This window comes from Virgibacillus halodenitrificans, assembly GCF_001878675.1.
GTDB classification, from domain to species: domain Bacteria; phylum Bacillota; class Bacilli; order Bacillales; family Amphibacillaceae; genus Virgibacillus_Q; species Virgibacillus_Q halodenitrificans.
Genome location: NZ_CP017962.1, coordinates 3,287,709 through 3,301,947, shown reverse-complemented (window position 1 = coordinate 3,301,947; position 14,239 = coordinate 3,287,709). Strand labels below are relative to the sequence as shown.

At 42.4% G+C, this 14,239-nt stretch carries 11 protein-coding genes; 7 read left to right on the top strand and 4 right to left on the bottom strand.

The genetic code is table 11. From position 1 onward, the window contains the following. Window positions 1-16: 16 nt before the first annotated feature. From BME96_RS16495 to BME96_RS16485, 3 genes are all read left to right on the top strand, one after another. Window positions 17-454 (top strand): PTS mannitol transporter subunit IIA, encoded by a 438-nt coding sequence (locus BME96_RS16495; RefSeq protein ID WP_071649665.1) that lies wholly within the window; start codon window positions 17-19, stop codon window positions 452-454. Next, complete coding sequence (locus BME96_RS16490; RefSeq protein WP_071649664.1) at window positions 455-1,612, top strand: mannitol-1-phosphate 5-dehydrogenase; 1,158 nt, start codon at window positions 455-457, stop codon at window positions 1,610-1,612. It abuts the gene before it with no gap. A 277-nt stretch (window positions 1,613-1,889) separates the two neighbouring features. Next, window positions 1,890-2,594 carry a copper homeostasis protein CutC gene (locus BME96_RS16485; RefSeq protein ID WP_231478647.1) on the top strand — a complete coding sequence of 235 codons (705 nt, stop codon included), beginning with the start codon at window positions 1,890-1,892 and terminating at the stop codon, window positions 2,592-2,594. A gap of 221 nt (window positions 2,595-2,815) precedes the next feature. On the opposite strand, the gene BME96_RS16480 is transcribed toward BME96_RS16485, so the two are convergent. The 4 genes from BME96_RS16480 to BME96_RS16460 all read right to left on the bottom strand — a co-directional run bounded on the left by BME96_RS16480 (window position 2,816) and on the right by BME96_RS16460 (window position 7,979). Further along, window positions 2,816-3,850, bottom strand: a complete 1,035-nt coding sequence (locus tag BME96_RS16480; protein ID WP_071649663.1) for an aldose epimerase family protein — start codon at window positions 3,848-3,850, stop codon at window positions 2,816-2,818. A 65-nt stretch (window positions 3,851-3,915) separates the two neighbouring features. Next, window positions 3,916-5,406 carry a UDP-glucose--hexose-1-phosphate uridylyltransferase gene (gene galT / locus BME96_RS16475; protein WP_071649662.1) on the bottom strand — a complete coding sequence of 497 codons (1,491 nt, stop codon included), beginning with the start codon at window positions 5,404-5,406 and terminating at the stop codon, window positions 3,916-3,918. Between the two features lie 2 nt (window positions 5,407-5,408). After that, window positions 5,409-6,404 (bottom strand): UDP-glucose 4-epimerase GalE, encoded by a 996-nt coding sequence (gene galE / locus BME96_RS16470; protein WP_071649661.1) that lies wholly within the window; start codon window positions 6,402-6,404, stop codon window positions 5,409-5,411. A 381-nt stretch (window positions 6,405-6,785) separates the two neighbouring features. After that, entirely contained in the window at window positions 6,786-7,979 is a 1,194-nt protein-coding gene (locus tag BME96_RS16460) for a galactokinase (protein WP_071649659.1), read from the bottom strand. A 287-nt stretch (window positions 7,980-8,266) separates the two neighbouring features. On the opposite strand from BME96_RS16460, the gene BME96_RS16455 reads away from it, so the two are divergent. From BME96_RS16455 to BME96_RS16440, 4 genes are all read left to right on the top strand, one after another. Next, a complete protein-coding gene (locus BME96_RS16455; RefSeq protein WP_071649658.1) occupies window positions 8,267-9,250 on the top strand; it encodes a sugar-binding protein in 984 nt (327 codons plus the stop codon). After that, a complete protein-coding gene (locus tag BME96_RS16450; protein ID WP_071649657.1) occupies window positions 9,247-10,683 on the top strand; it encodes a sensor histidine kinase in 1,437 nt (478 codons plus the stop codon). The genes BME96_RS16455 and BME96_RS16450 overlap by 4 nt, the downstream gene beginning before the upstream one ends. Then, window positions 10,684-12,102 (top strand): response regulator, encoded by a 1,419-nt coding sequence (locus BME96_RS16445; RefSeq protein WP_071649656.1) that lies wholly within the window; start codon window positions 10,684-10,686, stop codon window positions 12,100-12,102. A 146-nt stretch (window positions 12,103-12,248) separates the two neighbouring features. Further along, window positions 12,249-13,499 (top strand): ABC transporter substrate-binding protein, encoded by a 1,251-nt coding sequence (locus BME96_RS16440; RefSeq protein WP_071650046.1) that lies wholly within the window; start codon window positions 12,249-12,251, stop codon window positions 13,497-13,499. Window positions 13,500-14,239 lie beyond the last annotated feature (740 nt).

Below are 14,239 nucleotides of genomic sequence, written 5' to 3'. Positions count from 1 at the left end.
AGGAGTGCATCACGTAATGACGAAAGAAATTTTAAGCATGGAAAATATCAAATTAAATGCGCAATTTAAGAATAAAGAGGAAGCGATCCGTTACACAGGCGAAATTCTAGTGACAAATGGATATGTACAGCCAAATTATGTAGAAAAAATGCTTGAGCGAGAGGAAGTAACTTCCACGTTTATGGGGAATTTTGTAGCCATCCCACATGGCACGGAAGATTCTAAAGAAGAAGTCATTGAAACAGGGATATCTGTTGTAATCGCTCCAGAAGGCGTGGATTTTGGTGATGGAAATACTGTTAAGATTCTTGTCGGAATCGCAGGTAAAGGTGACGAGCATCTGGAAGTACTTTCTAAAATTGCGATTGTTCTTTCAGAAGAAGATAATATTGAAAGTCTAGTGAAAAGTTCATCAAAGGAAGAAATAATTCGTATTTTTGATGAGGTGAATTAAATGCTAGCAGTACATTTTGGAGCAGGTAATATTGGCCGTGGATTTGTAGGTGCATTGCTTTCTCAATCGGGCTATCACACTTTGTTTGTGGATGTGAATGAAACGATGATCCAGGAACTGAATCAGAGAGACTCCTATAACGTAACGTTAGCTTCAGAAACAGGAGAAACGTTAACAGTCAGGAATATATCAGGTGTAAACAGTGTTACCGATTCGGAAAAGGTAGTAGAGGCAATAGCCACTGCTGATATTGTAACAACAGCGATAGGACCAAATATTCTTTCAAAAATCGCGGGGTTGATCGCGAAAGGCATACAGCAACGTTTGAAAGCAGATGGTTCGCCACTAAACATTATTGCCTGTGAAAATATGATAGGTGGCAGTAGTTTACTCAAGGAGCATGTGTATACCTATCTTACAGAAGAAGAGAAGCAATTCTGTGAAGAAAATATTGGTTTCCCGAATGCTGCTGTCGACCGTATTGTTCCAAATCAAAAAAACGAAGATATTTTAGCCGTTTCTGTAGAGCCTTACTTTGAATGGGTGGTAGAAAAGCCAGCAATCAAGGGTGCTATTCCCGAAATAGAAGGTATAACCTATGTAGAGGATCTGCAGCCATTTATTGAGAGAAAGCTGTTTACTGTTAATACAGGTCATGCGGCAGTTGCTTACGTTGGCAAGTTTTTAGGATATTCCACCATCAGTGATGCAATGAACGATCAAAAGGTACAGGAAATTATTCACCATGCATTACAGGAATCAGGAGAGGCATTAGTAAACACCTATCACTTTGCCCAAGTGGAACACAATCGTTATATAACGAAAATTATTGATCGTTTTAAAAATCCGTATATCTCAGATGAGGTAACTCGGGTAGGACGTGGGCCTATTCGAAAGCTTGGCCCACAGGATCGGCTTGTAAGACCAGCACTTATGTATATTGATACAGTAAAACAAGAACCAGTATATCTGGCAGCAGTTATTGCTGCTGCGCTAAATTATACAAATGATGAAGATGAAGAAGCTGTTAAATTGCAAACGATGATTGGTGAGTTAGGGTATGGAGGTACATTACAAGCTGTATCTGAATTGGAGATGAGCCATCCACTTATTCCGCTTGTAATAAAAGAGTGGAATAAACTCAAAAAGTTAGTTTAGAGAGTGAAAAAAGGAAGGATGTCGGAGAAAATTATTTGGCGTACCATCTAAAATGATAGTAAGATAGTTAAAAATCATTCTGCATAATAATATTAAAGCCAGGGACTGCTTCCTAATATGAGGGATACAGTGTCTGGTTTTTTTAATTAATACCTTTTATAGAAAAATTCAAATTTGATTTCTCCATAGAGGGCCTTGAATGGTAATGGTATAATATTATACAAATTAAGAGATGATCAGCATAAATTTAGTTGGAGAATCTAATTAGTTAGAAAGGATGAGACAAATCAAACTCGAAGTCATTGTACAAAGTAAGCAGGAAGCAATCGAGGCACTAAAACTGGGGGCAGACCGCTTGGAACTGGTATCTGCCATGAAAGAAGGCGGTCTGACTCCTAGCTACGGAACAATGAAACAGGTATTGGAAAATGTAGAAATCCCTGTTCAAATTATGGTCCGCCCGCATAGTTATAACTTTTTTTATACAGAAGCGGATTTTGAGGTCATTGTTGAAGATGTGAAAGCCATTCGGGAACTGGGTGGAAATCGAATTGTATTTGGTGCTTTAAATCAAGATGGTACCGTCAATGCATCCATGTTGAAGGAGCTTATTAACCAATTCCCAGAAATCGACATTACTTTTCATCGCGCCTTTGATGAAGTCACTTCACAGGAAGAAGCATATCAAACCCTATGTAACTATCCTTCCAATGTAAAGAGGATTTTAACGTCAGGTGGAAAACCCAATTGTATGGAAGGAAAAGAGCATTTGCGTAAGCTGGTAAAATTGCAGCAAGAATTAGGTGGCCCAGTAATTATGCCGGGATCTGGACTTACACCAGAAAACATCCAGGAGATCAAGCAGACAACAGAAGCGACAGAATTTCATTTTGGGAAATCTGTACGCATAGAGCAGTCATTTGCGAATGGATTTGATGGGAGAAGTGTGGATGGTGTATTGCGGGTGTTGAAAGAGGGATAGTTAGTGAATTTAATGTGCGGTCACCAGATATGAAGGTGACCGTCGTCAAATGAGAGAGCCCGCATCAAATATGAGAGAGCCCCGCATCCAAATGAGAGAACCCGCATCCAAATGAGAGACACCCGCATCCAAATGAGAGACCCCACATCAAATATGAGAGACACCCACACCCAAATGAGAGCCCCGCCCCAAACCAGCCCTCACCTCATCCTCGCACTCACTCACTCCACATCAAATCGAAAAGTTGTCTTTTTCTTATATGTTTCTCCAGCTTCAAGTCGTATGTCAGGAAAGCCTTTATGCTCCAATGAAGCAGGGGAGCCTTGTGTTTCAAAACAGACGCCGAGGTGCTTTTGGGAACTGCCTCCAACAAGTTGCAATCCTTCATCCAGTCCATTTCCAGTGTACATGACCATTCCTGGTTGGTCAGTGGCAATCTCCATAGTTCGACCACTGATTAGCTCGGTTACTTTTACCTGTTCCGAAGCATCTTCTTGAAAGATAAAGTAATGGTCATATCCATTACCGACAAGCTGGTTCTGTGGGTGTTCTGACACGATCCCATCCTGCAATGCTCGTCCATTTCGGAAGTCAAATGAAGTCTCGCCAACCTCCAGTTTCCGCCCAGTTGGGATTAGTTCTTTATCTAATTCAACAATCTCTTTACTGGCTATCTGAACATCGTGGCCGGCAATGGTTTCTTTTAAATTGCCACTTAGATTAAAATAACTGTGGTTTGTCATCGTCAAAACAGTAGATTGATCTGAATCAGCTTCGTAATCTATTACCAGTTCGTTGGCGTTTGTTAGCGAATAAGTCACCGTAACGCGTAAATTCCCAGGGTATCCGCCTTCTCCATCAGGGCTTTCATGGGTGAGCTTTACACCAACTGCTCCGTCTGTAGAAAAGGTTTCTGCATGCCAGACAACATGACTGAATCCGTGCTCTCCGCCATGGAGGTGGTGCTTTCCTTCATTTGTGTCCAATTCGTAACTTGTTCCATTTAATTCAAAGGAAGCATTGGCTATTCTGCCTGCAACTCTTCCAATCACAGCGCCAAAGTAATTTGGGTTTTCCGCGTATTCCTCCAGATTTTCATAGCCAAGTACGATGTTTTCTTTATTGCCATGTTTGTCTGGTGCGATGAATTTCGTGATAATCCCACCAAAATTCAGGATGCTCACTTCCATGCCATGATCGTTTGTTAGCGTATATTGCTTCCATTTATTTACGACCTGTTCTGATGTAATATGCATTATTTTTCTCCTCTCCACATGATGCAAAAATAACGGGCAGACGTCATCTACCCGTTATCCTATTTCTATTTATTCACTGCATCGATAAATCGTTGAAATGCTGCCAGTCCGGATGCTGTCTGTTTAAATACACCAGCATCCTCCAGTACTCTTGCAAATTTCTTACCCAGTTCTTTTTCTACAATCGTATCAACAGTTGCCTTATCACTCACTGTTCCATATTCCTGCTTTAATTGGTCTGCCCATTCCTGATGGTATGCAGCAACGTCACTGGCTTCACCAAGTAAAAATTTCTTCAGCTCAGCAAGCTCTTCCTTTAGACGAGCTGGCAATACGGCTAGTCCCATTACCTCAATCAAGCCGATATTTTCCTTTTTTATATGATGGACATCCGCATGTGGGTGAAAAATCCCCATTGGATGTTCTTCCGTTGTACGATTGTTTCGCAAGACTAAATCAAGCTCAAATTTGTCGCCACGTGTTCTGGCGATTGGTGTAATCGTGTTGTGGCGTACTCCATCTGTATAGGCCAAAATAGCTGCCGCTTCATCCGAGTGATTTTTCCATGCGTTTAAAATATGCTCTCCAGCGTTGGCTAGCTGTTCTGGATCATCACCTTGCAGGCGAATGACGGACAAGGGCCATTTCAAGATGGACGCCTGCACATCAGGGAAGCCTGAGAGAGACACGTCTTTAACATGCGCTGCGTTTGTCATCGCAAATTCATAGCGGCCTGCCTGGTAATGATCATGGCTTAAAATGGAGCCCCCGACGATTGGGAGGTCTGCATTTGAGCCGATAAAATAATGCGGAAACTTTTCGGTAAATGTAAGCAATCGCTGAAATGCAGTAATATCAATCTTCATATCCCGATGCTCTTCTGCAAGAAGAATACTGTGTTCATTGTAGTATACATAAGGTGAATACTGTAAATACCAGTTTTCTCCCCGAAGCGGCACCTGAATGATACGGTGATTCGCGCGGGCGGGATGTCCTGTTCTGCCATTGTAGCCCTCATTTTCCACACAGAGAAGGCATTTTGGATAATTCACTGTCTGCTTCATTTCCCGTTCCCGGCGAATTTGTTCCGGATCTTTTTCCGGCTTGGATAAATTGATCGTAATGTCGAGATCCCCATATGCGCTTTCTGCTTTGAAATGAATATTTTTGCGAATACGGTTCATCTGAATATAGTTACTGTTTTTGCTTAAATCATAAAAATAATCTGTTGCAGTTACAGGTGATTGACTGTATTTTTCTTCAAAAGTATGTTGAATGACGGAAGGCCTCGCCACAAAACAGTTCATTATATTTGCAGATAATATCTCTTTCTCATCCAATACATTTTCAATGACCTGCTCGGAAATTGCCCAATCAATGATTTTTTCTAAAAGATCCGGGATAGAGACATCCACTGTTTCCGGCAGCTCTTTGGGGAAAGAAGGGAGGCCAAGCTGATGCATGACCTGATTACGCACATAAATGTGGTCTTTCATTTCGATCAATCCTGCTTCCAATCCCTTTTCGATCAGGCTTGCGATATGTGTGTAGATCATTATTAACCCTCCGTTCCATAGCCATTAGGGTGAGTGGAGTGCCATCTCCAAGCATCCTCCATAATTTTATCGATAGATGTTTGTTCTGGTTTCCAACCAAGGACGCGCTGGGCTTTTTCAGAGCTCGCCACTAGCTTACTCGGATCTCCAGGGCGACGTGGTCCGCTAACTGCCGGAATTTCCTTGCCTGTAACTTTTCTTGCTGCATCAATCATTTCTTTAACAGAAAATCCTTGACTGCTGCCAAGGTTGAAAACATCGCTTGCTCCACCTTTTTTTAGATAATCAAGTGCAAGCAAATGGGCAGCAATCAGGTCATCGACATGGACATAATCACGAATGCACGTGCCGTCTGGTGTATCATAGTCTTCACCGAAAATGGTAATATGCTTTCGTTGTCCAAGCGCTGCCTGCAAAATAATCGGAACAAGATGTGTTTCAGGGCGATGATCTTCCCCAATAACAGCTGATTCCTTCGCTCCGGCCACATTGAAATAGCGGAGGGAAACATAATTGACCCCATGTGCTTCATTAGTCCACTTCATTAGTTTTTCCATCGTAAGCTTTGTTTCGCCATACGGATTAGTCGGCTTAGTTGGCATTGTTTCTGTGATTGGAACTGCTTCCGGCTCTCCATATGTAGCCGCAGTGGAGGAGAAGACGATATATTTAACATTATGCTCCACCATTACCTGGAGAAGAACCTGTGTACCATAAACATTGTTATCAAAATAGGCAAGCGGTTTTTCCATTGATTCGCCAACAAGAGAATTTGCCGCAAAATGGATCACTGCCTCAATGGATTCTTTATCAAAAACCTCACGTAAAAAGTCAATTTTACGGATATCTCCTTCATAAAAGGTTGCCTCCGGATGCACTGCCTGCCGATGACCTGTCTGTAAATTATCGACAACCACCACATCATGACCTTGTTCTTTTAATTGATAAACTGCATGGGAGCCAATGTAACCCGCTCCACCTAATACTAATATGCTCATACAACCTGCTCCTTTCTTTCTATAGAAGGGTATTGAAAAAATTAAGTTGGAAATTTGTGTAGCTAGTGTGCTGTCGGAGTACCCGAGACAGCGCAGGGGTGTAGCGCGACAGTTTGCGTCTCGTCCGCGACACAAAGCACTCCGCCCGCGACAACATGTAGCTGAACCGAGACACCGTGCCGCTGAACCGCGACACGGAGCACTTCACCCGAGACAGCAGGCTCCCTGGCCGAAACATCATGCGGCTGAACCGCGACAAGAAGTGCTTCACCCGAGACATATAGCGCTCCTACCCGCGTCAGTTCAGCCCCTATCCGCGACACTAGGCGTCCCATCCGAGACACCGCTCCATATCATAAGCACGCCACTATAATACTCACATTACTCAGTCGCAGGCACGCTCCCTACATCATTGACCTTTTTTGCACCGTCTGAAATACTTGCCGGGTAAAAGGTCGCGTCATAGCCGATTTTTCCGCGATAGATAGCATTAACTTGATCCCGGAAAGCTTCCTGATGTGCCTTTTCTACAATGGCGATCGCACATCCACCGAAGCCAGCCCCTGTCATTCTCGCGCCGAGTACGCCCCCTTGCTCGCGGGCGGCCGCTACAAGGGTATCCAGCTCCATGCCAGTTACTTCATAATCCTCTTTTAGTGATTGATGGGAGGCATCCATAAGGCGGCCAAATTCAGACAGATTGCCTGCATGCAATTCATCCAATGCCTTAAGTGTACGTTGGTTTTCTGTGACAGCATGGCGAGCGCGCTTACAATTTACCTCATCCTTGATCAAATGCTGATATTTTTCAAATTGCTCGTTCGTCAAGTCACCTAGACTGTTGATGGCAAGCTCTGATTGTAAATCTTGAAGTGCTGCTTCACATTGCTCCCGGCGCTCATTGTACTTTGAGCCAGCAAGTGTGCGCTGTTTATTTGTGTTCATAATCATAATGATGTGATCCTCAAGCTCTACCGGAGCATATTGGAAGTCAAGTGTCTGACAGTCTAGTAGCATTGCATGATTTTTCTTTCCCATGCCAATGGCAAACTGGTCCATGATGCCACTGTTCACACCAATATAATTGTTTTCCACCTGCTGACCAAGTTGAATCATGGCAAGCCGCTCGATATCTAAATCGAATAACTCTTCAAGCATTACACCTGTCACCATTTCAATAGATGCAGAGGAAGAGAGTCCGGCACCATTCGGGATGTTGCCATAATAAAGAATATCCATCCCTGAACTAACCGAATGCCCTTGTTGCTTCAGAGCTTGAATCATGCCTTTTGGGTAGTTTGCCCAGTCATGGTTGCTATCATATTCTAATTCATTAAGTTCACATTCAATTATACCTTTTTCGGAAAAATTGAGCGAATAAAACCGCAGCAACTGATCATGACGCTTTCTGGCCAATGCATATGTTCCAAAGGAAATTGCTGCAGGGAAAACGTTTCCACCATTATAGTCGGTATGCTCCCCAATAAGATTAATTCTTCCCGGTGCAAAAAATGTAACTGGCTGGTGGGATGTTTGAAAAATCGATTGGAATTCGGTGAATAGGTCGTGTTTCATATTAAAACTCCTCTTTGCAAAATCTAGTTTTCTAGAACAAGTCAAAACGCTAGAGTGTAAGTAACTAATCCAAACTTGTATCCATAAGTATGATGTTTTAGTTTGTTTTGTAACTTAGTTAATTAATTTAATTAAGTCTATGTTACTACGAATAGAAGGGAAATTCAATATGAATGGAGAAATAAAATGAAAGGGGTTACTCACCTTTCATAGTCTTCAAAAGGCAAACTTATTTTTCCGGGCAATCCTCCTCCTCTACCAAATTAAAACACAAGGAGCTACTTATCATGAACCAACACACAAAGATATATGTCTACAGCCTGGCCGGTCTGCTCTTCCTAAGCAGTCTGATTGCAATGCTTTATTTTGGTTATAAAACATTTTACATAGAAAAAGTAGAATCTTCACAGCCGGCATATTCCTACCACTTCGCCCTCGTAGCCGAGGAGACGGAGAATAATTATTGGCGTTTAGTAGAAAAAGGGGCGAAGCAAGCTGCTGCGGAGAAGGGTATTTATTTGGAATATATTGCGCCAAATAAAGCGGATAATGATCAGCTGCTGAAGCTGTTTGATCGGATGATTGCGGCAAAGGTGGATGGGATTATTGTGCAGGGAATTGAAGGAGAACGCTTTGTTGATCTTGTCCATAAAGGGGTGGAAAGAAACATCCCGGTTATTACGATTGATACCGATGTGCCGAGTGAGCGCAAGGCTTATGTCGGGACAAATAATTTTTATGCAGGACAGCTTGCTGGCAGACATATCATTGAAAACACAGACGGAGAGCAGCATGTGGGTGTTATTGTGGGCAGGTTTGAAGCAATCAATCAGCAGGAACGATTGGCAGGGTTTAAGGATGCGATTAAAGCTCATCCACGCATTCAAATTACAGAGATCAAGGAATCGAATATAACGGAAATTGGTGCAACACAGGCAACGTATGCAATGATGAAACAGCATCCCGAAATTAATGTGCTACTTGGCCTAAGTGCCCTTGATGGATTAGGAATGGTAGAGGGTCTCCAGCAAATTTTTCCAACAAAGGATGTGTTGATTACCTCCTTTGATATTTTGCCTGAAACGATGGAGCTGATCCGTAAAGGGAAAATTGATGCAACAATTGCTCAATATCCGGAACAAATGGGCTCAATGGCTGTGGATGTGTTGATTGACCTGCAAAATAGAGACCTGATAGACAATAAAATCTATACGAAAACAGAAATTATTGAAAAAGCTGATCTGCAGGTAGAGCCGGAGGTAGCGAGATGAAAACAATTAGAGGGAAACTTACTGTCTACTTTCTTGTTTTTATAATTTTGTTTCAGGTGACTGCTATTTCTATCTTTGTCAGCTCTAATCAATTAACGAATACATATCATGATAGTTTTGAACAATTCCTTCTATTAAATTCGGTTGCACAAAAATCGGAAGAGCTCTATTTGCGGACCAAGACGGTTGTCACGAATGCGGATAAGGAGAATCAAGCGAGTTATTTTAAGGCAAAAAAACTGCTGCAGAAAGATAAGGACAGGCTGACACATCTGTATGCAGATACACCAAAAATAGAAATTAAAAATTATATGAACCTGTTGGAGACGTTTATTTACGAGAGTGAATTAACGGTCGGGTTTACCTTGCAGGACGATATCGAGCAATATACAACCCACCTGGAGGAAACGAGAATAACTGCTTCTTATATTCAAGCTGCTGCCCTCGAAATTATTGATGTGGAGTTAACGGATTACCAAGCCTTCTATCAAAATTTACAGGTGCGCAATAACCATTTCTTTGTTTTTATTGCCTTTTTATTTATTACGACGATGATGCTGGCGATTTTCTTTGCGTTATGGTTTTCACGAGGAATTACGAGGCCGGTGCAGCAGCTGTCCCATGCGGCAAAGCAGGTTGCAGCAGGGGAGCTACGGGGGGAGCCGGTTCACATTCATACAAATGATGAACTGAAATTGCTTGGCGATACCTTTAATCATATGCGGGCAAATATTGATGAGCTTGTGACAGAAATAAAAGATCAGTCGGAGCTCGACAGACTCATTAAGGAGATGGAGTTAAAGCATTTGCAAAACCAGATTAATCCACATTTTCTTTTTAATACATTAAATACCATTTCCAAGATGGCTTTTCTGGAGGATGCCAGGTCAACCTCCAATCTTATTGATGCTGTAGCAGCATTGTTAAGACACAGCTTAGGCCAAATTGATAAAAGTGTGCCATTGGCAGATGAGGTCGCAGTTGTTGAGGATTATTTTCATATTCAAAAGGTACGCTTTTCGGAACGGGTGGAGTTTGTATTGGAAATGGACGAAGCCTGTTTGGACATCGAGCTACCGAAGTTAAGCTTGCAGCCACTTGTTGAAAATGCCTTTATTCATGGAATAGAGGAAAAGGAGGATGGTGGTCGGATTTCCTTGAATGTCTATTCCTCCCCTTCAACCGTTTTTGTGGAAATAAAAGATGACGGGAAAGGGATGCCGCCAGAGAGGGTACGGCAAATTCTTAGCCTGTCTGAACAAGAGCTGCCAACAGATGAGCATGCGGGACACTCTACTGGGTTGGGATTATCCAATGTTATTCGCAGGCTACAGCTTTTTTTTCAGCGGACAGATGTTGTCAAAATTGAATCAGTCATGGGCGAAGGTACGACCATTCGCTTACTTTTACCGAAGCAGAAAGGAGAAAAGTAAATGCGTATTTTAATAGCTGAAGATGAACTATTGGAAAGAAAAGCAATGAAGAAATTTATTGAGCAAAATTTTGCTGACATGACGGTTGTTGGTGAAGCAGTAAATGGCCGGATGGCGATTGAATTGGCAGCTGCCGAAAAGCCGGATGTGATTTTCATGGATATCAAAATGCCTGGCATTAATGGGTTGGAAGCGATTCGCGAAATACATAAAGTGCACCCGCAAACGAAGTTCATTTTAGTCTCTGCGTATGATTCTTTTGATTATGCGAAGGAAGCGATGCAGTACGGAATTAAGGATTATATTTTAAAGCCAGGGAAAAAAGAGGAGATCGTAAAAGCAATTATGCGTATCAAAAAGGAGGTGGAAGCGGAAAAAGAACAGCAGCAGCAATCCCGCGCAATAATCGAGGAACGTTTTCTTCAGCACGCAAGGAAGCAAAAAGGGGCGGGGGAATTGGTTGCTTTGAAGCAACAGCTTTTTCCGGAAATGAAAAGCGGCAATTTTCTTGTGATTACTTTTTCAGATCACAGGCATGGAGATCAATTGGAAGAGGTGCTTGCTTCAATATGTCCGTACACGTTTATTTACCAGCTTGCAGAGGGGCGGGCGATTGTCTGTGTTCTGGCTGATGTTGTGATAGAAAAAGCAGAGCTGCTTTCAATGGCGAAGAGGATCTCAAATCAGTTGGCGGGGGCAGTCTATATCGGAATTGGTTTTCCTGTGAAAAGAGTCGAACAGCTCTATCAATCCTATGAGCAAGCATATACCGCTTCCCTTCAATTAGCTACAGACCAAAAAAGTAATTTTAGTTTTCCTAGTGAAAAAGCACAGGATACAGCACGGGAACATCGGCTTGAAGCTTTAGTTAGTTTAGTTGAAAAAGGGAATGGAGAAGAGGCTGTGCAACTTTTTCAGCAGTACAAAGCGCAGTTTTCGGAGAGTATGTTGGAAGAATTATACTTAAACATAAAGAGTTTATTTATGGAGCGGGATATGGAGCTTGGCGTTCGGGCTTATTCCATGTTAAAAACATCAGAAGATTGGTGTGACTTTTTATTACTAAGCTGTATGCATATGCAGCAGTTGCATCAGTCCAAACAATATATGGAGCAGGTCAAGCAGTATATCGCGGAACATTACCAGGAGCCGTTAACATTGGAAAAAGTAGCAGCTACGGTTCAGTTAAGCACCAATTATTTTTCCAATTTATTTAAACAGGAGCTTGGGGAAACTTTTACAGATTACATCGCAAAAATCCGGATGCAACAGGCAAAGAAGCTGATAAAAAGCAACCAGTATACGTTAAAGGAAATCAGCTACATGGTCGGCTACAATAATCCGAACTATTTCAGCAGAGTATTCCGCAAGCATTTTAATGAATCACCAAAGCAGTTTCAGCGCTCCATCTTTAAATAGTGCAAGAAACCGTAAAATAGTGCAGGAAATTAATCTGCTAATCTTATTTGAAATTTCTTATAATTAAAATTGTAAACGTTATCAATACAGAGAGGGGTTTTAGTGTGAAGAAGATAATTGGCTTATGTTTTTTTGCCCTTATTCTCATGCTGGCAGCTTGTAGCTCGGATTCTGCGAAAGAAGAAAGCGGCGATTCCGATGCGAAGGCAAGTGACGGTGGAGGCGAAGGAAAAGTAGAGATTTTCAGCTGGTGGACAGGTGCTGGTGAGGAAGATGGATTACTAGCATTAATTGATTTATTTGAAGAAAAGCATCCGGACATTTCAGTGGAAAACGCGGCAGTAGCTGGTGGTGCAGGAACGAATGCGAAAGCTGTTTTAGCCACAAGGATGCAGGGCGATGACCCACCGTCCACGTTCCAGGTACATGGTGGAGAAGAGCTTAATAAAAGCTGGGTTGCCGCAGATAAAATGCAGCCACTAAATGACTTGTATGAAGCGAATGAATGGATGGATAAATTTCCAGAGGATTTAATTGATCTTGTTAGTCAGGATGGCAATATTTATTCCGTTCCAGTAAACATTCATCGCGGGAACGTTATTTTTTACAACAAGAAAGTATTTGAAGATAACGGTGTAGATGTACCAACAACCTTTGATGAATTCTTTAAGGCAGCAGATAAGCTTCAGGAAGCTGGCGTAACACCATTGGCATTAGGTGATAAAGAATCATGGACAGCAACACAGATTTTTGAAAATGTGCTCTTAGGTGTGCTTGGCCCAGATGACTATGGCAAATTATTTAAAGGTGAAATCGGCTTTGATGACCCGCGTGTAAAGGAAGCAGCAGAAAAATTCGGCAAGATGCTTGATTATGTGAATGAGGATCATGCATCGCGTAACTGGCAGGATTCCGGTCAGCTTGTCGCAAACGGCGAGGCTGCCATGTTGAACATGGGTGACTGGGCAAAGGGTTACTTTGTAAATGACTTAAACTTGGAGACAAATAAAGACTTCGGTTATGTACCATTCCCGGACACAGATGGGGACTTTATGGTAATCACAGATACGTTCGGTTTACCAAAGGGTGTAAAAAATCCGGATGAAGTAAAGGAATTTTTAACCGTGCTTGGCTCTGTAGAAGGCCAGGATGCATTCAACCCGTTGAAGGGCTCCATCCCGGCACGTGTGGATGCAGATCCATCTAAATATGATGATTACGGCAAAGATACAATAGAAGATTTCAAGAATGCTAATCTTGCACCAAGTCTTGCTCACGGCTCTGCAGCAGCAGAAGGCTTTGTAACAAAAGCAAATCAGGCAGTAAACATTTTTGTTACACAGCGTGATGTGGACAATTTTATAGAAGCATTGAAGAACGCAGCAGGTGAGCTGTAAGAACGGTAGGTCGTTGTTGGTAGGTTGTTAGGTTGGTTGGTAATGGACAAAAGTTGCTGTTGCTTGGGTGGGATTGTCCAATAGAGAGGGCCTAATGGACAGAAAGCGCTGTTGCTGGGGTGGGATTGTCCAATAGATAGCGTCTAATGGACAAAAGTGGCTGATGCTAGTGTGGGATTGTCCAATAGGGAGCGTCTAATGGACAAAATGTGATGTAGCTTGAGTGGAATTGTCTAATAGAGAGGGTCTAATGGACAGAAAGTGCTGTTGCTGGGCTGGGAGTGTCCAATAGGGAGCGTCTAATGGACAAAAGTGACTGCATCGAAGCAGAAATTGTCCAATAAAAAGCGTCTAATGGACAAAAAGTGGTGCAACCAAGCAGGAACTGTCCAATAGAAAGCATCTAATGGACAAAAAGTGGTGCACCCAAGCAGCAAGTGTCCAATAGAGAGCGTCTAATGGACAAAAGTGACTGCACCCAAGCAGCAAGTGTCCAATAGAAAGCGTCTAATGGACAAAAAGCGCCGCACCGAAGCTGAAAGCGTCCAATAGGAAGCATCTAATGGACAGAAAGTGCCACACCGAAGCAGAAATTGTCCAATAGCGAGCGCCTAATCAACAATACCAAGCATCCTAGCAACCACTCACGACTCATCTGATATAAAACAAAATAAAGTGGGCTGCCTCGTTTATTTAGGCAGCCTTCTCTATGATGCGAAGTCTCTAGTTAGGAGGAACAC

Excerpts from the sequence above, each read along its gene's own strand:
- BME96_RS16495 (WP_071649665.1), top strand. The coding sequence starts at position 17 with ATGACGAAAGAAATTTTAAGCATGGAAAATATCAAATTAAATGCGCAA.
- BME96_RS16490 (WP_071649664.1), top strand. The coding sequence starts at position 455 with ATGCTAGCAGTACATTTTGGAGCAGGTAATATTGGCCGTGGATTTGTA.
- BME96_RS16485 (WP_231478647.1), top strand. The coding sequence starts at position 1,890 with ATGAGACAAATCAAACTCGAAGTCATTGTACAAAGTAAGCAGGAAGCA.
- BME96_RS16480 (WP_071649663.1), bottom strand. The coding sequence starts at position 3,850 with ATGCATATTACATCAGAACAGGTCGTAAATAAATGGAAGCAATATACG.
- galT (WP_071649662.1), bottom strand. The coding sequence starts at position 5,406 with ATGATCTACACACATATCGCAAGCCTGATCGAAAAGGGATTGGAAGCA.
- galE (WP_071649661.1), bottom strand. The coding sequence starts at position 6,404 with ATGAGCATATTAGTATTAGGTGGAGCGGGTTACATTGGCTCCCATGCA.
- BME96_RS16460 (WP_071649659.1), bottom strand. The coding sequence starts at position 7,979 with ATGAAACACGACCTATTCACCGAATTCCAATCGATTTTTCAAACATCC.
- BME96_RS16455 (WP_071649658.1), top strand. The coding sequence starts at position 8,267 with ATGAACCAACACACAAAGATATATGTCTACAGCCTGGCCGGTCTGCTC.
- BME96_RS16450 (WP_071649657.1), top strand. The coding sequence starts at position 9,247 with ATGAAAACAATTAGAGGGAAACTTACTGTCTACTTTCTTGTTTTTATA.
- BME96_RS16445 (WP_071649656.1), top strand. The coding sequence starts at position 10,684 with ATGCGTATTTTAATAGCTGAAGATGAACTATTGGAAAGAAAAGCAATG.
- BME96_RS16440 (WP_071650046.1), top strand. The coding sequence starts at position 12,249 with ATGCTGGCAGCTTGTAGCTCGGATTCTGCGAAAGAAGAAAGCGGCGAT.